15 protein-coding genes are annotated in these 18,346 nt (G+C 67.0%); 12 read left to right on the top strand and 3 right to left on the bottom strand.

Annotated features, from left to right (window positions below; all coding sequences use genetic code 11):
• The first annotated feature begins 74 nt into the window (after positions 1–74).
• From G7Y82_RS16190 to purU, 9 genes are all read left to right on the top strand, one after another.
• Complete coding sequence (locus G7Y82_RS16190; RefSeq protein ID WP_168149181.1) at positions 75–2,552, top strand: PepSY domain-containing protein; 2,478 nt, start codon at positions 75–77, stop codon at positions 2,550–2,552.
• Positions 2,553–2,591: 39 nt separating this feature from the next.
• Positions 2,592–4,721, top strand: a complete 2,130-nt coding sequence (locus tag G7Y82_RS16185; RefSeq protein ID WP_168149180.1) for a TonB-dependent siderophore receptor — start codon at positions 2,592–2,594, stop codon at positions 4,719–4,721.
• A 58-nt stretch (positions 4,722–4,779) separates the two neighbouring features.
• Positions 4,780–5,682, top strand: a complete 903-nt coding sequence (locus tag G7Y82_RS16180; protein ID WP_168149179.1) for a dienelactone hydrolase family protein — start codon at positions 4,780–4,782, stop codon at positions 5,680–5,682.
• Positions 5,683–5,774: 92 nt separating this feature from the next.
• Positions 5,775–6,248: an SET domain-containing protein gene (locus tag G7Y82_RS16175; protein WP_168149178.1), complete on the top strand. Its 474-nt coding sequence runs from the start codon at positions 5,775–5,777 to the stop codon at positions 6,246–6,248.
• 85 nt (positions 6,249–6,333) lie between these two features.
• Entirely contained in the window at positions 6,334–7,122 is a 789-nt protein-coding gene (locus G7Y82_RS16170) for a DUF1295 domain-containing protein (protein WP_240954359.1), read from the top strand.
• 7 nt (positions 7,123–7,129) lie between these two features.
• Positions 7,130–8,248: an SAM-dependent methyltransferase gene (locus G7Y82_RS16165; protein WP_240954358.1), complete on the top strand. Its 1,119-nt coding sequence runs from the start codon at positions 7,130–7,132 to the stop codon at positions 8,246–8,248.
• Positions 8,245–9,000 carry a hypothetical protein gene (locus G7Y82_RS16160; protein ID WP_168149176.1) on the top strand — a complete coding sequence of 252 codons (756 nt, stop codon included), beginning with the start codon at positions 8,245–8,247 and terminating at the stop codon, positions 8,998–9,000. The genes G7Y82_RS16165 and G7Y82_RS16160 overlap by 4 nt, the downstream gene beginning before the upstream one ends.
• Entirely contained in the window at positions 9,000–10,388 is a 1,389-nt protein-coding gene (locus G7Y82_RS16155) for a thioredoxin family protein (protein WP_168149175.1), read from the top strand. Before G7Y82_RS16160 ends, G7Y82_RS16155 begins: the two co-directional genes overlap by 1 nt.
• A 166-nt stretch (positions 10,389–10,554) precedes the next feature.
• Positions 10,555–11,424, top strand: coding sequence for a formyltetrahydrofolate deformylase (gene purU, locus G7Y82_RS16150; protein WP_168149174.1), 870 nt, complete (start codon positions 10,555–10,557; stop codon positions 11,422–11,424).
• Between the two features lie 55 nt (positions 11,425–11,479).
• Here purU and G7Y82_RS16145 read toward each other — a convergent pair whose 3' ends face one another.
• Both G7Y82_RS16145 and G7Y82_RS16140 read right to left on the bottom strand, forming a co-directional pair.
• Positions 11,480–11,854 carry a LysR substrate-binding domain-containing protein gene (locus G7Y82_RS16145; protein WP_168149173.1) on the bottom strand — a complete coding sequence of 125 codons (375 nt, stop codon included), beginning with the start codon at positions 11,852–11,854 and terminating at the stop codon, positions 11,480–11,482.
• Positions 11,855–11,879: 25 nt separating this feature from the next.
• A complete protein-coding gene (locus G7Y82_RS16140; RefSeq protein ID WP_168149172.1) occupies positions 11,880–12,311 on the bottom strand; it encodes a GNAT family N-acetyltransferase in 432 nt (143 codons plus the stop codon).
• 97 nt (positions 12,312–12,408) lie between these two features.
• On the opposite strand from G7Y82_RS16140, the gene G7Y82_RS16135 reads away from it, so the two are divergent.
• A complete protein-coding gene (locus G7Y82_RS16135; RefSeq protein ID WP_168149171.1) occupies positions 12,409–13,362 on the top strand; it encodes a CorA family divalent cation transporter in 954 nt (317 codons plus the stop codon).
• A gap of 201 nt (positions 13,363–13,563) precedes the next feature.
• Here G7Y82_RS16135 and G7Y82_RS16130 read toward each other — a convergent pair whose 3' ends face one another.
• Positions 13,564–15,213, bottom strand: coding sequence for an AMP-binding protein (locus G7Y82_RS16130; RefSeq protein ID WP_168149170.1), 1,650 nt, complete (start codon positions 15,211–15,213; stop codon positions 13,564–13,566).
• A gap of 320 nt (positions 15,214–15,533) precedes the next feature.
• On the opposite strand from G7Y82_RS16130, the gene G7Y82_RS16125 reads away from it, so the two are divergent.
• Together G7Y82_RS16125 and G7Y82_RS16120 are read left to right on the top strand one after the other, a co-directional pair.
• Entirely contained in the window at positions 15,534–16,646 is a 1,113-nt protein-coding gene (locus G7Y82_RS16125; protein ID WP_168149169.1) for an SMP-30/gluconolactonase/LRE family protein, read from the top strand.
• A complete protein-coding gene (locus G7Y82_RS16120) occupies positions 16,643–18,274 on the top strand; it encodes a phytoene desaturase family protein (RefSeq protein ID WP_168149168.1) in 1,632 nt (543 codons plus the stop codon). Before G7Y82_RS16125 ends, G7Y82_RS16120 begins: the two co-directional genes overlap by 4 nt.
• Positions 18,275–18,346: the final 72 nt, after the last annotated feature.

The raw sequence follows: 18,346 nt of genomic DNA, 5'->3' as shown, positions 1-18,346 counted from the left end.
TTATACTCCGGCGCTCTGCCGGATGCTGCGGGCCACCCGCGGCGACGATCCGGTCTTCGATCCGGATCCGCCTTGTGACGCGACGTCTTCTTTTTCAGCTGCACTGGCTGCTCGGCATCAGCGCCGGCCTGGTGCTTGCCGTGATGGGCCTGACCGGCGGCCTCATGAGCTTCGAGGACGAGATCATGGCGGCACTGAGCCATGATCGCGCCCGTGTCGAAGCGCCGGGCGCGCCAGCGCTGAGCCCGGACGCACTACGTGCGCGGCTCGAGGCGCAGGCGCCAGGACAGCAGGTCGACCGTCTGGTGCTGCACTCCGACCCGGCCGCTGCTGCGCAGGCCCGCCTGTCGGCGCCGGGCGCGCGCGGCGAGCGTCAGCTGGTCTACGTCAATCCGTACAGCGGCGAGGTGCTCGGCCCCGAGCGCGGCAGCGCATTCTTTTCGTTCGTTCGCCGTGTGCACCGCTGGCTGGCGCTGCCGGACGGCCCGAACGGCTACGGTCGGCAGATCACCGGCATCGCCGCGCTGTCGCTGATCTTCTTCGTGCTGTCCGGTCTGTACCTGCGCTGGCCGCGCCAGCCGCTGAACTGGCGAGCCTGGCTGGCGCTCGATCTGCGTCGGACCGGGCACAACCTCTATCGTTCGCTGCACATCGTGATCGGCACCTGGGTGGCGTTGGTCTATCTGGTATTCGCGCTGACCGGCCTCTGGTGGTCTTACGAGTGGTATCGCGCCGGTGTCACGCGGATGCTGACCGGTGAGGCGCCGGCGCGACGCGAGGCGCACGGACCGCGCGGCGAGCGCGCGCCCGCGGCGGTGGTGCCGCTCGATTCGGCATGGCGGACCTTCGTCGCCAGCGTCGGTCCCGACTACGGACAGGCGACGCTGTTCACCGCGCCGCAGCAAGGCCGCTTGCGCATCGAGCGCTTGCCGCGTGGCGCGCGCTATTCGCGCATGACGGATCGCTACGAGATCGAGGCGCGCAACGGCACACTGGTGTCGCTGGACCGATACGCGGACCGGCCGCTCGGTGCGGTCATTGTCGGCAACATCCTGCCCATTCACCGCGGTCAGTTTTTCGGTCTGCCGGGGCAGATCGTCATGGGCCTCGCGGCCTTGACGATGCCGATGTTCACGATCACCGGCCTGCTGCTTTATCTGCGTCGCCGTCGACGCCGCGCCACGGTGTCAATGACTCCGCTCAGCACCCCGGTCCAACCCGCGGATGCGGCGACGGCCGACTGGCTGATCGCCTACGCCAGCCAGACCGGCGGTGCCGAGCGCTACGCGCGGCAGGCGGCGCAGGCCTGCGCGGCGGCCGGCGCTAGCGTCGCGGTGCTGCCGCTGGCCAAGCTCGACGCCGAGCTGCTGGGTCAGGCCCGCCAGGCGCTGTTCGTCGTCAGCACCTACGGCGACGGCGAGCCGCCGGATCTGGCGCGGCGTTTTGCGCGCACGACCATGCGCCTGAGCCCGGCGCTGACGCAGTTGCATTTCGGTGTGCTGGCGCTCGGCGATCGTGAATATCCGCAGTTCTGTGCCTTCGGGCGCGCCGTCGAGCGCTGGCTGCTGGCTGCCGGTGCGAGGCCGCTGTTTGCGACGATCGAAGCCGACGGTGACGAGGCGACCGCGCTGGCCGCGTGGCGCGAGGCCTTGCTGGCGTGCGGCGCCGCCGACATCGGCGTTACCGTGGCGCCGGCGTTCACGCGATGGCGGCTGATCGAGCGCCGCTGCCTGAATGCGGGCGGCATCGGGCTGCCCACCTACCGGCTCGCGTTCGAGGCGATCGACGGCGCGCCGCACTGGCAGGCCGGCGACATCGCCGAAGTCGCGCCTCGCCCTGCGACGACATGGCCGGCGATGGCGCCCGCCGCGCTCGCCGTCGAGGCGCAGGATGGCGGAGCGGCGGCGGTGCTCGATGTGCCGCTGTCCGGCGCGGATGTGGCAAGCCGCCTGCCGGTGCGCGAGTACTCGATCGCCTCGATCGCCGCCGACGGTCGCCTGGAGCTGCTGGTGCGTCAGGTGCGCCGCGACGACGGCAGCCTGGGACTCGGCTCCGGCTGGCTGACGGCCGGCCTGCCGGAAGGCGGCGAACTGGCGCTGCGCCTGCGCGCCAATCCGGGCTTCCGGCACACGCCGGGCGAAGCGCCGCTGGTGTTGATCGGCAACGGCACCGGCATGGCCGGCCTGCGGGCGCACCTGCAAGCGCACGCCGCCGCAGGGCGTGGGGGTCATTGGCTGCTGTTCGGCGAACGCAATGCGGCGTTCGACGCGTACTTCGACGACGAGCTGCAGGCCTGGCGTGCCGACGGCACCTTGGCGCGGCTCGACCGTGCGTATTCGCGCGACGCCGGTTGCGGCCGCTACGTGCAAGACCTGCTGCGCGACGCCGCCGACGAATTACGTCGCTGGGCCGATCGCGGCGCGGTGTTCCTGGTCTGCGGCAGCCTCGAAGGCATGGCCGCAGCCGTCGATCGCGAACTGCGCGCGGCGCTCGGCGACACGCGCGTCGACACGCTGATCGAACAGGGTGCCTACCGCCGCGACGTCTACTGACGCGTTCTCCTCATTCGATCCGTCCCCCCAAGGATTTTCATGTTGCGCCCTTCGATTTTCGTGTTGTTGGCCGGTTCCACTTTCGCCGCATCGGCCTGGGCCGCGGATGCCGCGCCAGACGGCGACGCAGTGCGCGACGACGGCATCGCCGAGATCGTCGTCACGCAGCGTGCGCAAAAGCTTTATCGCGTCGACCAGACCGATGTCGGCAAGGTGCCAGCCGCACCGCTGGACGTGCCGCAGGCGGTGCAGATCGTCAATGCGCAGTTGATCCAGGATCAGGGCGCGCGCGACATCACCGATCTGTACCGGCAGGTGCCGGGCATCAGCGCCAACAACTACGCGACGGTGACGATGCGCGGTTTCAGCCAGGACGTGAACTACTACGACGGCTTGCGCGGTGATCCGTTCCAGACGTTCTCGGTGCCGCAGCTGTTCACGATTCAGCGCGTCGAATTTCTCAAAGGACCGGCCGGCATGCTGTATGGTCCCGGCGCACCGGGCGGTGCCGTCAACTATGTGACGAAGAAGCCCAGCGATCAGTTCGCCGCCAATCTGCGCGCGATCGGCGGTGACTATGATCGCTACGGCGCGTCCGGCGACGTCACCGGTCCGTTGACCGCGGATCGTGCGATCACCGGTCGCGCCGGTGTGTTCTACGAGCACTACGACAGCTTCCGGCACAACGCGCAAAGCAAGACCTGGATCGGCGACGGCGGCCTCGGTTTTCGCCTGGCTCCGCAGACCAAGCTCGTCCTGCAGGTCACCGACTATCACCAGGATCTGCCGGGCAATCGCCTGCGCGGTATTCCGGTCGACGAGAACGGCCACTTCCTCGCCAAGCGCAGCTGGAACGTCAACGAGAAGTTCGACTTCATCCGCTACAACGGTCTCGTCACGCAGGCGCGACTCGACAGCCAGCTCAGTGACGCGTGGTCGTTCAATGCGTCGGCGCGCTGGTTCGATTACCACGAGTTTCAGGAGTACCACGAGCCGCTCAAGCTCGTCGATACCGACGACGACGGCGTCGATGACGCGGTGACGCGGCAGTTCCGCTGGCAGCGCCGGCACGTCACCGGCATCTCCGGCGGCAGCAATCTGATCGGCCGCTTCGGCGGCGACGACTTCATTCATCACACGGTACTGGCCGGCGCCGACTGGTATCGCGAGAACTCGGACAGCCAGCTCAAGTCGACCAATGACGTACCGTCGCTGTCGCTGTCCGATCCGCAGTACGGGCAGACCTCGATTGCCGATTACGATCTGGACGCGCTGACGCCGACACTGGCCGATGCGCGGGCGCTGCGCTACGGCGTCTACGCGCAGGAGCAGCTCGGGCTCGGTGCGCATGTGATCGTCGTCGCCGGTCTGCGCCACGACTGGTTCGACGATCGCGACCGCGAGACGCAATCGAGCTACGACGACGACGCGACCACCAAGCGTTTCGGCCTGATCGTCAAACCGCGCAGCGACATGTCCTTGTACGTCAGCTGGTCGGATACCTTCGAGCCGCAGGACGTCGATGATCAATCGACGACCGCCGGCGGCCCGTTCAAGCCGCAGACCGGCTCGCAGGTCGAAGGCGGCATCAAGACCGACCTGCTCGACGGCCGCATCCAGAGCACGCTGGCGGTCTATCGCATCGTGCGCAAGAACACCCTGCAGGTCGACGATTCCAAGGACCCGGTCGACGGTGTCGATCAGCTCGCGCCGATCGGCGAGGTGACCAGCAAGGGCATCGAGGCCAGCGTCACTGCCGATCTCACGCAGAACTGGGTGTTGACCGGCAACTACGCCTACAACGACGCGCGCATCACCGGCAGTGTCGACGGACAATCCATCGACCATTCGGTCGGCGACCGCTTCCCGAACGCACCACACCAGCAGGCCGGCCTGTGGACGCGCTACCAGATCGCGCCGACTGGCACGGCGCTGGCCGCCGGCCTGCAATACGTGTCGAGCCAGCTCGACCGCGATGGCGATCATCTCAAGGGCTTCACGATTGCCGACGCCAGCGCCACGCAATCGCTGCCCGGTGGCGCCGAGGCCATGCTGCGCGTCGAGAATATCTTCGACCGCTATTACGCGACGTCCGGCTTCACCGGTCCCAAGGGCGCCTATGTCGGGCGGCCGCGCACGGTCTGGATCGAGCTGCGCAAGCACTTCTGAAGTCGGCCGGCGTGCTGTAGAACGGAAGCTCCAGGCTTCGCCAACGACGGAGAACGGCATGAGTGACGAGCGTCCGATGCAGCGCGCCAGCGATTTCGCGCCCGAGGTGTTGCAGCTGTTCGACCAGTACGTGCACGGTCTCATCGACCGGCGCGGTTTCCTGCGCGGCGCGGCACGCTACGCGACCGCCGGGGTCACCGCGCTGGCTTTGCTGGAGGCGCTGAGCCCGCGCTTCGTGTACGCGCAGCAGATTCGCCCGGACGACCGCCGTATCGACGGCCGCTACGTCGTCATCGACTCGCCCGACGGCTATGGCCGCGTGCGCGGCTATCTGGTGCGGCCGGCCGCCGCCACCGCGCCGGCACCGCTGGTGCTGGTGGTGCACGAAAACCGCGGCCTGAACCCGCATATCGAGGACATCGCGCGGCGTCTGGCGGTCGACGGTTATATCGCCTACGCGCCGGACGCGCTGTACCCGCTCGGCGGCTATCCGGGTGACGAGGACGCCGCGCGGGCGCTGTTCCCCAAGCTCGACCAGGCGCGCACGCACGAAGATTTCGTTGCCGCCGCGCGCTGGCTGCAGGCGCGGCCTGATGGCAACGGCCGGCTCGGTGTCGTCGGCTTCTGCTACGGCGGCGGGGTTGCCAACCTGCTGGCGACGCGGCTGCCGGAGCTGAAGATTGCCGTGCCGTTCTACGGCGTCGCACCGCCGGCCGATCTGGTGCCGAACATTCGCGCCGAGCTGATGCTGCACTTCGCCGGCGAAGATCATCGCGTCGGCGCCACCTGGCCGCCGTACGAGGCGGCGCTGAAGGCGGTCGGCGTGCGCTACGAGGCCTACGTCTATCCCGGCGTGCAGCACGGCTTCAACAACGACACGACGCCACGCTACGACGAGGCGGCGGCAACGCTGGCCTGGCAGCGCACACTCGACGGTTTCCGTCGCACGCTGCTGGGCTGAGGCGCGATCGGCTGGGGGCGCTTCCGCTCTGTCGGCGGCCGGTTGAAAGCTCTAAGCTGGCGCGCCCGCCTTCGGGTCTGCTCGCCACTGCCGTGATCGTTCCCTGCTACCGCGTCGATGTGTCGTCGATCCCCCTGGCCGGCAAGGGCCTCTATCTCGACGAGCCGGTCGCCCGCGGCGCCGTGATCGTCGCGCCGGACCGGGTGCACACGGTCTGGCCGGAAGCGCGCCTGCGGACCTATGCGCCGGATTCGATCGAGGTGGAGTCCAGCGTGCGCTGGTTCGAGGACCACTTCTCGTTGACGCCGGAATGGAGCGACGAGTGCTACGTCAATCACAGCTACACGCCGACCGCGCTGTGGCACCTGGGCTTCATCTTCGCGCTCGCCGATCTGCCGGCCGGCTGCGAAGTGACGATGGACTACCGCTACGTGATCGGCGACGGCGAGCGGCTGCCCTTCGCCGACAGCGTGACCGGCCGCGAGATCGTCGGCCTGCCGTGGCGCGAGGCGTTGGCCGGCAGCAGCCGTGCGCTGCTCGGTGCGATCGGCGAGGGCGCGTGCTGATGCGACATCGCAGGTTCAGCCGGCGGCGCTAGCGTCGATCGGCATCCGCAACGGCGATTCGCCCGTATAGACGCGCAAGATGCCAATGCTCGAAGCCTTTTTGCTGACCGTGTTGATCGTGATCGTCGCCAAGGCGATCGCCTGGCTGCTGCAGTGGCGCAGCGGCAACGCCGGGGTCGTCGATGCCATCTGGTCGTGGACGCTCGGCGGCCTGGCGGTGGTCTATGCCCTGGCCGGTGACGCGCCGCCGGCGCTGCGGATCCTGGCCGGGGTCATGGGCGGCCTCTGGGGGCTGCGCCTCGGCACGCACATCTGGCGTCGCAACGCCGGCAAGCCGGAAGACTTTCGCTACAAGAAATTCCGCGACGACTGGGGTGCACGCGCCAACTTCAACATGTTCTGGTTCTTCCAGTTCCAGAATCTGTTCACGCTGATCCTGTCGGCGTCGGCGTTTCTGGCGCTGTCGTTTCGCGACACGATGCCGGCCACCGGCGCCTGCGTGGCAGCGGTCGTCATCTGGCTGATCGCGGTACTCGGCGAAGGCATCGCCGACCGGCAGATGGAGGCGTTTCGCGCCGACCCGGCGAATCGTGGCCAGGTTTGCCGGCGCGGCCTGTGGAAATGGTCGCGACATCCGAATTACTTCTTCGAGTGTGTGCACTGGCTCGCCTATGTGCCGCTCGCGCTCGGCGCGCCGTTCGGATGGACCAGCTTGATCGCGCCGCTGGTCATGGCCTGGCTGCTGACGCGGTTGTCCGGTATGCCGCTGCTGGAGGCCGAGATGATGCGCCGCAAGCCCGGTTATGCCGAATACGTGCGGACCACCAGCGCATTGGTGCCGTGGCCACCCAAACCGACTTCCCGTTCCGATTAGCAAGAGCATGTCCAAACCCATGAGCGTCATCGACTGGTGTGAACGAGGCTGGATTCCCGACAACGTGGCGCGTGCCGGCATGCGCAAGCTGATTGCGCGGCGCCTGGTTGACGAGGCGGCGACCAACGGCGAAAAGCGCGCGCAGCGCTTCGCCAGGTTTCTTGCCGAACTGCGCGCGAGCCCGATCGCCATCGAAACCGGCGCTGCCAACGATCAGCACTACGAGGTGCCGGCCGAGTTCTTTCATCTGCATCTCGGTCCGCGGCTGAAGTATTCGTGCTGCTTCTATCCGAACGGCGACGAGGCGCTGGACGAAGCCGAGGAGCAGATGTTCCGCCTGTACGCGATGCGCGCGGGGCTGGTCGACGGCCAGCGCATGCTCGATCTCGGCTGCGGCTGGGGATCGCTGTCGCTGTGGCTGGCCGAGCGCTATCCGAACTCACCGGTCGTCGGCCTGTCGAACTCGCATGGCCAGCGCGAATACATCCTCGCCCAGGCGCGCGAGCGCGGACTCGACAACCTGCAGATCGTCACCGGCAACATCGTCGACGTCGAAATCCCCGAGGCGCAGCTGCGCGACGGCCCTTCGACCGAGCTCAGTACAGGCCCTTCGACGGGGCTCAGGACAGGCTTCGACCGCATCCTGTCGATCGAGATGTTCGAACACATGAAGAATTACGGCCTTCTGTTCGCCAAGGTCTCGCGCTGGCTGAAGCCGGACGGTCAGCTCTTCGTCCACGTCTTCGCGCACAAACTGCTGGCCTACCACTTCGAGGACGAGGGCGACAGCGACTGGATGACGCGCTACTTCTTCACCGGCGGCACCATGCCCAGCGAGCACTTGTTCGCGCATTTCCAGGACGACCTGAAACTGGAGGAACAGTGGTGGGTGAACGGCCGGCATTACGAGCGGACCGCCAACCAGTGGCTGGCCGGTATGGACGCGATGCAGGATGAAATCCTCGACGTGTTCCGCAAAGGCTATGGCGACGCCGATGCCAAGGTCTGGTTCCAACGCTGGCGCATGTTCTACATGGCCGTCGCCGAGCTGTTCGGCTATGCCGGCGGTGAGGAGTGGGGCGTGGCGCATTACCGCTTCACGCGCCGCGCGGAGCGGTCGGCATGACGCGGCTGGCCGCCGCCGCCGGTGCCGCGCTGCTACTGATCTGCAGCAGCGCGGCCTGGGCCGAGACCCTGAAGTTCTACGGCTATGCCTATGACCTCAAAAGCGGCCGCTATCTGTACACCGAGGTTCATCACGAGCAGGTCGACCATGGACATTGGCTCGGTGGCACGATCCGCTACTACGCGCCGGATGGCACGCTGATCGGCGACAAGACGCTGAAGTTCGACCAAGACCCTTACGTGCCGGTCTACGACTTCGATATGAAGACCGACGGCTATCACGAGGCCATCACGTCGGTCAGCAAGGACGGGATCGCGATGGAGAAGCGCAGCACGCGCGACGATCCGTTGAAGAAAAAGACCATCGAGCACGCGCAGCCGATGTGCGCGGATTCCGGCTTTCACGCGCTGTTGGTCGCCAACTTCGCGACGCTGATGGCGCACAAGACCTTTACGTTCACGTTCGGCGTCGCCGGCAACCTGGCGAGCTATCGCTTCCGCGCCAAGCGCATCGGCGACACCACGTTCGAGGGCAAGCCGGCAGTGCGCTTTCGCGTCGAGCCGGACTCGTTGCTGCGCTGGTTCGTCGATCCGCTGGTAGTCACTTACGACCCCGAAACGAAGAAGCTTCTGGAATATGAAGGCGTGTCCAATATTCCAAATCCCGCCACGAACAAGCCCTACGTCGCCCGCATCGCGTACTATTCCCAGCCTCCGAAGGACGTTCCCACACTTCCGCCGCTGGATCCGTGATGACTACCTCGTTTCGTTTGATCGCTGTCGCCGCCGTCGCGGCGATGGCGCTGGCCGGCTGCAATCGCAAGCCGGAGACCACGCCTGCTGCGGCCGCGCCAACGGCCGCGACGCCGGCCGCCGACACCCCCTCGGTCAAGCCCGAGATGTCGTTCGATGAAGCGCGCGCCAAGGCCAAGGCGCAGCAACTGCCGCTGATCGTCGATTTCCACGCGCCGTGGTGCTACTCCTGCTACTTCATGGCGACCAATATCCTCACCGGCCCGCAATGGGACGCGGTCGAGAAGAAAGCGGTGGTCGTCGAAGTCGACGCCGACTCGCCCGACGGCGCGTCGCTGCAGAAACAGTACGGCATCAAGTTTTTGCCCAGCTACCTGGTATTGCGCGCGGACGGTCAGGAGCTGGGCCGCATCCTCGGTGAAAAGACGCGCGCCGAGTTCTATCCGCAGATCAACAAGATCATCGACAGCGGCCAGACGCTGCAGGCCGAGCGCGACAAGGTCAAGGACGGTTCGCAAGCCTCGGTCGTTGCCGGCCGCAGCGTGCTGAAGTCCTATCACGCGCGCTATGACGCGGACGGCGGCCTGCAGTGGTTTGCCGGCCTGCCGGACGACGCGCGCAAGGCGCTGCAGAACGACACACAGGCGGCGCTGTGGATGGCGCGCCTGCACTTCCTACAAGCGGTCAAGGCCGACGACAAGAAGACCGCGCTGGCCTTCGGCAAGACGGTCCTGGCGGGCGATCTGGGTTGCGAGCGTCCGTACGAGCTCGATCGCTACATGCCGATCGTCGAGGCGCAGCCCGACGCCAAGACGCTGATCGGCGAGCAGCAGCCGGCGGCGCAGCAGCTCGTCGAGCAGGGCGTGTTCGGCGAACAGCCTTGCGCCGACAAGCGCTCGGCGGTGTTCGCACTGTTCGACATCGACGGCGCACTGGGTGAAAAGGATGCGCAGGAGGCATTGCTCGAACGCGCCATCGCCGACGTCGAAAAGGACATCGGCGGCGACTTCAAAAAGGACCGCAACCTCGACGACAACCTGCGCGTCTACCGCGATCAGCTGGCGTCGCTGACCGGCGACTACAGCGCCTACGACGCGCTGATGCCGCAGCTGGTCGCCGCCTGGCCGGACGACTATGTGTACCCCGAGCGCTGGGGCAAGAGCCTGCTCGAACGTGGCAAGGCCGATGAGGCGCTGCCGCATCTCGAACAGGCGGCGCAGCTCGCTTACGGCGCCAACCGTCTGCTGGTCGCCGAGTTGCGCGTCAAGGCGTTGCAGGCCCTGCACCGCGACAGCGACGCGCGCCGCGTGGTTGCCGAGACGCTGAAGGCCAACGGCCCGTGGTTCCCCACCGAGGCCGCCAAACTCAAGGCCATGGTCAACGCGTAGAAGCCTGTTTAACCGCAGATTTCACGGATTTCGCAGAAAAGTGCTGTCGAGCGTGGGCCGCGGCATCTGTGGAATCTGCGGTTCAAGGCCCGGCCTGAGTCGGCGTCTGGTGGTTTTCCTTTAGTTGGCGTTTCTGTATAAACCGGCGTCCTTTGCTGCGCGCGCCATGACCACCGAACCCGAAACGACTGCCCGTCTGCTGATCACCTGTCCGGACCAGCCGGGCATCGTCGCCGCCGTGACCACGTTCCTCTGCGAGCACGGCGTCAACATCACCGAGCTCGATCAGCATTCGACCGATCCGGAAGGCGGTCGTTTCTTCCTGCGCCTGGAATTTCAGACGCCGCACCTGGACGTGCCGCGCGCGGTGCTGGAGACGGCGTTTCGCGAGCAGGTCGCCAGCCGCTTCACGATGGATTGGCGCATCAGCTATGCGGCCGACAAGCCGCGCATGGCCATCCTCGTCTCCAAGCACGATCACGCGCTGTTCGAGTTGCTGTGGCGTTGGCAGCGCGGCGAGCTGCGCGTCGACATCCCGGTGGTCATTTCCAATCACGACGATCTGCGCGGCGAGGTCGAGCGCTTCGGCGTGCCGTTCGAGCATGTGCCGATCGATGCGGCCACGCATGCCGAGGCCGAGGCGCGCATGCTGGCCGTGCTCGACGGTCGTACCGACTTCATCGTGCTGGCGCGCTACATGCGTATTCTCACGGCCGGATTCGTCGCGCACTACCCGCAGCGCATCATCAACATCCATCACAGCTTCCTGCCGGCCTTCGTCGGCGCCGACCCCTACCAGCAGGCGTACACACGCGGCGTCAAGCTGATCGGCGCCACGGCGCACTACGTGACCTCGGATCTCGACCAGGGTCCGATCATCGATCAGGACACCGGCCGCGTCTCGCATCGCCACGAAGTGCCGGACCTGCGTCGTCTCGGCCGCGACCTCGAACGCCAGGTGCTGGCGCGCGCGGTGCGCTGGCACGTCGAGGACCGCGTCATCGTCGACGGCAACAAGACCATCGTCTTCGCCTGACGGCTGTCGCCGTTCAAGGCGGCGGCACTTCGCCGCCGGTCAGTGCGTTCGGCACCTACGCCGCCAGAAATTCGATCAGCGCCCGGACCGACGGCCGCGTTTCGCGGCGCTGCGCATGGGGCATGTGAATGCCGGATCGTCGGTCGTCCAGCGCGATGCGACGTATCAGCGTGCCTTGCTCCAGCGCCGGCCAGACGATGCGCAGCGGCAGCAGCGCGATGTCGATGCCGCCGAGCGCGGCTTCGAACAGCACGCGCAAGTCCGTGTACAGCAGGCCTGGCCGGTGCGTGACACGCAGCCGCTCGCCGTTGCCGGTGACCAAAGTCCAGTGCGGATCGGCGCCGCCGCGCATCAGGCCGACAGTGGGGCGTGCCGCGTATTGCCGCGGGTCGAGCAACGCCTGGAACCGGTTCGCGATTGCGTTCCGCAAGCTGCCGGATTGACGGCCGGCACGCCTACAGGGTCTTGCTGAAAACCTGCTGGCGTTTGGTCGCAACGTAGCCCTCGCGCAGATAGAACTGATGGGCGCGTTCGCGCGCGGTGTTGGAGCGCACGCGGATGCTGCGCTGGCCCTGCGTGCCGGCCCATTGCTCGGCGGTGCGCAACAACGCGGCACCGATGCCATGGCTGCGCAGTTGCTCGTCGACGACCAGGCCGAGGATTTCGGCAAAGCCGCCACTCTCGAGTGCCAGCTGCTGGCAGGCGTGCAGCCAGCCGGCGATCCGGCCCTCGGCTTCGGCCACCCAAACGGCATGGTCGGCACGTGACAACAGGCGGACCAGGCGCTCGGAATGGGCAGCGACGTCGGGCGCGTAGCCGAACATGCCGGACAAGCGCGCGACGGCCGCGGCGTCGGTGACCTCGGCGCTGCGAATCTCGATGCTCATCGGGCTTTCCATTCAGTGATTCGTCGTTCAGCCGGCATTGTGCCGCGATGCGGGATACCGATGCTGGCGCGGTGTGTCGCGTATGCCGGGGACCCGAATGCTGACCATCCATCTTGCGGATCATGAATCTCCCGTTGTCTGGACGCCGGAGCGCGAGCTGCCGGTGGACGGCGTCTGGTTCGACCTTTGCAATCCGACGCCCGAGGAAATTCGGCGCATCGAACGTATGAGCGGTTTCGCGATGCCGTCGCGAGAGGCCGTCAGCGCACTGGGCCTGGCGCAGCGCAACCGCGATGACGAGCGCACCCTGCACATGCAGGTGGCGATGGCGGCTGACGATGGTGGTCCCGACACGCCGCTGGGGCTGGCGCTCGATGAGCGCTTCCTGATCAGCCTGCGCTACGCACCGTCGCGCGCGATCGACGCCGCAGCTACACAGTGGCAGCACAGCCGCGAGACCACCCCCGTCTCGGTTTTCGCGCTGCTGCTGGAAACGTCGATCAACGAAGTGGCGGGCGAGATGCAGAAGATTGCCGGCGATGTCGCGCAGCTGTCGGATGCCGTCTTCGTCGACGCCCGACTGCGCACGTCGGACCTGCAGGATCTGATGCTGTGCGTCGGGCGCCTGGAAGGACGCCTGGCGCGCTTCCGGCCGTCATTGCTCGGCTTCGCGCGGACGTTGGGCTTTGTCGAGAATCGCGCACCGAGCTTTCTGACGAAGGCCGCGCGCTCACGCCTGAAGGTCATTGCCAGCGACCTGAAGACGCTGGAGGAATTCGACGATCAGCTCACCGAGAAGCTGCAATTCCTGCTCGACGCGATTCTCGGCTTCATCAATACCGCGCAGAACGCGGTGATGAAGCTGTTGACCGTGGCGTCGGTGGTGACGATCCCGCCGGTGATACTGGCCGGTATCTGGGGCATGAACTTCGCGCACATGCCCGAGCTGAAATGGGCCTGGGGCTATCCGCTTGCGCTGGGCGTGCTGTTGGTGAGCATGCTGCTGCCGCTGGCGTGGTTCGGCTGGCGCGGGTGGCTGGGCAGGGACTGAGCGCGAGGGTCGCGGCTTGCGCCGCTCCTACAAACGGAACAGGGCTCCTTGCAGTAGGAGCGGCGCAAGCCGCGACCCTCGCCATGAGACAGCGCCCAGGGCTCGCACCGTGAACCGTCGCGCCCGGCTCCCGCGGTGGGGCCCCAACCCCACCGGTTCGCCCGGCGAGGAGTGCCACCGGCACTCCTCGAAAGCCCGGGCTCACTCCCAGACGATTTTTTCTTTTACGTTGGGGGCGTGGGCGTCGATGATCGCGGTGTAGCGCTTTTCGACTTCGTTGCGCTTGACCTTCATGGTCGGCGTCATCAGGTGGTTGTCGATCGTCCACGGTTCCTTGCAGACGATGATCTTGGCGATGCGCTCGTGGTCTTCGAGTTCGGCGTTGACGGCGTTCATCTCGGCCAGCAGGTTGGCTTCGACTTCGGCGTGCGGCTTCTTCAGCGCGTCCTCGCTGAGCGTGATCATCATGATCGGCTGCTTGAGGTTGGAGCCGACGAAGCACAGCTGGTCGATGTCCGTGCAGCGCGACAGCGCGCCTTCGATCGGCGCCGGGGCGACGTACTTGCCCTTCTGCGTCTTGAAGATGTCCTTGGTGCGGCCGGTGATGTAGAGGTAGCCGTCCTCGTCGATGCGACCCTTGTCGCCGGTGCGCAACCAGCCGTCGGCCGTGAACAGCTCGGCGGTCTTCTCAGCGTCCTTGTAGTAGCCCCGCGTGACGGCCGGGTGCTTGAACTGGATCTCGCCGTCTTCGCCGATGCGCATGTCGGCACCGGGCTGCGCCCGGCCCGCCGAACCCCAGCGATTCGCGCCCGGCAGATTCGCTGTCGCGTAGATGTTGTTTTCGGTCATGCCGTAACCCTGCAGGACCGTGATGCCGATCTTGTCGAGCCAAAGCATCAGCGGAACTGGCATCGGCGCCGCGCCGGCAAAGATGTAGCGCGCGTTCTGCAGGCCCAGGCCGGTCTTGATCTTCTTCTTGATCAGCGACGAGACCAGCGGAATCTTCAGCAGTCTGTCGAGCTTCTTCTGCGGCAGCTTCTGCAGGATGCCGGCCTGGAAGCGGCCGTAAACCAGCGGTACGCCGAAGAAGCGCGTCGGCGCGATTTCCGGCAGCTGCTGCGCGAGCTTTTCGATGCTTTCGAGGAAGAACACCTCGGCGCCGTAGTAGATGGAGCCGAGTTCGACGGCGCCGCGCTCGAAGGCATGTGCCAGCGGCAGATACGAGAAGAAGCGCTCGGTGCCGACGCCCGGCATCGCCTTCATCATGCCTTCGGCAGCGAACAGCATGTTGCCGATGGTGATGATCACGCCCTTCGGATTGCCGGTGGTGCCGGAGGTGTAGATCAGCGTGTAGATCTCGTCGGTCGGCGGCGCCTGGTAGCCGGCAAACGGCTCGGACGCGCGTACCAGGTCATCCCACTGATGCTCGCAGCCCTTCACGTCCGGGAACGGGAAGCCGATCTTGATCACGCCTTCCGGCACTGCGCTCATGAAGTCGTCGGCGTCCGGCATCGGGCCGATGAAGATGGCCTTGGTCTCGGAGTGCTCGAGGATGAACTTGACTGCGTCGCGCGACTGCTTCGGGTAGAGGCCGACGCTGACGTAGCCGGCCATCGCGATCGCCAGGTCGGCGAGCACCCAGTGCGCGGTGTTGCGGCCGGAAATGGCGACGCTCGAACCCGGCGGCAGGCCCAGTTTGCGCAGCGCCGTGGCCATGCCGCGGACCTGCGCTTCGCATTCGGCGAAGGTGTACTTCTTCCAGACGCCGTCGACAGGCTGGTAGAGCCAGCCGCGGTTCGGCTGTTCCTTGGCCCACTGCACCAGCATTTCGACCGGATTCTTGAGAGACATCGCCACTCCTTGATTATTGGAATCTGGCGGAAGCGTCTGCACGGTCGGCAACCCATCGCCGCGGCCCAGCGGGCGCGGTCGGGATGTGTCGCAGGGCGATCGCGGCGACCGGCCCCGTCGCCGGCATGCGTCGTCCTGTCGTCGTCGTGTCCGCTTCCGTGGCTGTGCAGCGCTGGGGGCAGGCGCCAGACGGCCGGATCGACCCATTGTAGCGGCGTGACGACGGCCGGGGTAATTGCCCTGTGACCACAGTCGGGTGGTCGCTGGCCAAGGATGGGCCAAAGCCGCAAGAATGGCGGTCCCGCTGCGGGAGACGCCATATGAAGACCGTCAGGATCTGCCTCGCGCTGCTCGTCGTGCTGATCGCCTACCTGGCCCTGTGGCCGGTGCCGATCGCCCCGCAGCGCTGGTCGCCGGGGCTGGCGCCGCCGGCCGACGCCTACCCGGACAACGACGCGCTGCGCGGCATCGAGCGCCTCGCCGTCGGCGTCGGCGACGGGCCGGAAGGCATCGCGCTCGACGCCCAGGGGCGGATCTATGCCGGTTACGACGACGGCCGCGTGATGCGCTTCGATGGCGACGGCCGCCACGGCGAGCTGCTGGCGAAGACCGGTGGCCGTCCGCTCGGCATCAGCGTCGGCAGCAAGGGTTTGTTTGTCGCCGACGCGCGTCGCGGCTTGCTGCAGATCGGCACCGACGGCCAGGTTCGCGTGCTCAGTACGGCGGCTGACGGTATCCCGTTCCGCTTCCCCGACGACGTCGCGCAGTCGGATGCCGATCCGGACGTGTATTTCACGGACGCTTCGGCGCGTTTCGGGCCGGATCGGCTGATGGCCGACATCCTCGAGCACGGCGACAGCGGCCGCGTGCTGCGCTACGACCCGGCCAGCGGCCAAACGCGGACACTGATGTCCGGTTTGCACTTTGCCAACGGCATCGCCTTCGGCTGCGACGGCGCCTGCCTCTACGTGTCGGAAACCAACGAGTACCGGGTCTGGCGCTACTGGCTGCGCGGCGAACACGCCGGTCAGCAAGAGATCTTTGTCGACCGTCTGCCGGGTTTTCCGGACAATCTCAGTGTCGATACTGCCGGCCACGTCTGGATTGCGCTGTACGCGCCGCGCGACGCCACGCTCGACGCGATGGCGTCTTACCCGTGGCTGCGCAAGCTGGCCTACCGCTTGCCGTCGTTTCTGCTGCCCAAGGCCGTCGCACACAGCGGGGTCGTGGCGTTCGACGCCGATGGCACGCTGGTGCACAACTTCCAGTACGCCGGTGATCCATCCGACCCGCAGGCGCCGCCGCCGTATGCGCCGATCACCAGCGTCATCGCCTACGGGCCGACGCTGTACTTCGGCAGCCTCACGGCGCCGGCGATCGGTCGCCTGCCGCTGCCGACCGAAACCCTGCGTCCCGCGGGCAGCGCACCATGAGCGGCGCCTGGGATTGCATCATTGTCGGCGCCGGCCACAACGGCCTGGTCTGCGCCGCGTATCTGGCGCGTGCCGGGCGCAAGGTGCTGGTGCTCGAACGGCGCGGCATCGTCGGCGGCGCGGCGGTCAGCGAGGAGATCGCGCCTGGCTATCGCGCATCGACCGCCTCGTACCTGATCTCGCTGTTGTTGCCGGACATCGAGCGCGATCTCGAACTGTCGCGCCACGGCTACAAGGTGCTGCCGCGCAGTCCGTCATCGTTCACGCCGCTGCCAGATGGCGGTACCGCGGGTGGCGGCTATCTGCTGATGGGGCCGGATGCCGAGTTGAACCGGCGAGAGATCGCCAAGTTCTCGGCACGTGACGCGCAGGCCTATCCGCGCTACGAAGCCTGGCTGACACGCATCGCCGAGGCGCTGGAGCCGGCGTTGGAGGACATTCCGCCGGAGCTGCTGCCGCTGCCGTCGGAAATCCGCACGCGCGGCATCGTCGACAAGCTGCGCAACTTCCGCCGCGCGCTGCGCTTTCATCGCGCACTGAAGGCGCTCGGCGACGACTTGCCGACTGCGCTCGAACTGCTGACCGGTCCGGCAACGCCGATCCTCGATCGCTGGTTCGAGTCCGACGCGCTGAAGGCGACGCTGGCGACCGACGCCATCATCGGCGCGATGTCGCCGCCGTCGGCGGCCGGCACCGGCTATGTGCTGCTGCATCACGTCATGGGCGTGGCCGGCGGTGCACGCGGCGTCTGGGGCTATGTCGAAGGCGGCATGGGCGCACTGACGCAGGCGCTGCGTCGCAGCGCCGAGGCGGCTGGCGCGACGATCCGTGTCGATGCGCCGGTGGCGCATATCGACACCGACGGCGGCCGTGCCCGCGCCGTGCAACTGGCGTCCGGCGAGCGCCTGGCTGCGAAGTGCATCATCTCCAACGCGACGCCGGCCGTGACCTTCCTGCAACTGCTGGCGGCGGACGCGCTGCCGACGGCGTTCCGCGATGCCGCGGCGCGTATCGACTACTCGAGCGCGGTGATGAAGATCAATCTGGCACTGTCCGAGCTGCCGGATTTCCGTTGCTGCCCCGGCACCGAGGCGGGTCCGCAGCATCGCGGCACGATTCATATCAGCCCGACGCTCGATTACATCGAGCGCGCCTACGAGGATGCGCGTCGCGGTCAGCCGTCGCGTCAGCCGGTGATCGAAATGACCTTGCCGACCTCGGTCGATACGACCTTGGCGCCGGCCGGCCATCACATCGCGCAGCTGTTCGTGCAGTACGCGCCGTACAAGCTGGCCGGCGACGATTGGGATGCACGCGCCGAATCGTTCGCCGATCGCTGCATCGACGCGATCGGCGCCTATGCCCCGAACTTTCGCGATGCGATCCTGCACCGGCAGATTCTGTCGCCGCTGGAACTGGAGCGGCGCTTCGCGCTGACCGGCGGCAACATCTTTCATGGCGCGATGTCGCTGCATCAGCTGTTCGGCTTCCGGCCGGTGCCGGGTTGGGGCGACTACCGCACGCCGCTGCCCGGCCTGTATCTGTGCGGCGCCGGCGCCCATCCCGGCGGTGGCGTCAGCGGCGCGCCGGGGCGCAATGCCGCCAATGTGGTGTTGCAGGATTGCTGAACGGCCAGCGCGCATCGGCGACGCCGGTCGTATGCTCGCTGCCGATCGGCGGTCTGATGTCGCCGACGGGGC

Origin of the sequence: Solimonas marina (assembly GCF_012241385.1) — a bacterium.
In the GTDB taxonomy this organism is placed as follows: domain Bacteria; phylum Pseudomonadota; class Gammaproteobacteria; order Nevskiales; family Nevskiaceae; genus Solimonas; species Solimonas marina.
Note: the sequence above shows the minus strand (reverse complement) of the source record. Positions and strands in the feature narration are given on the sequence as shown.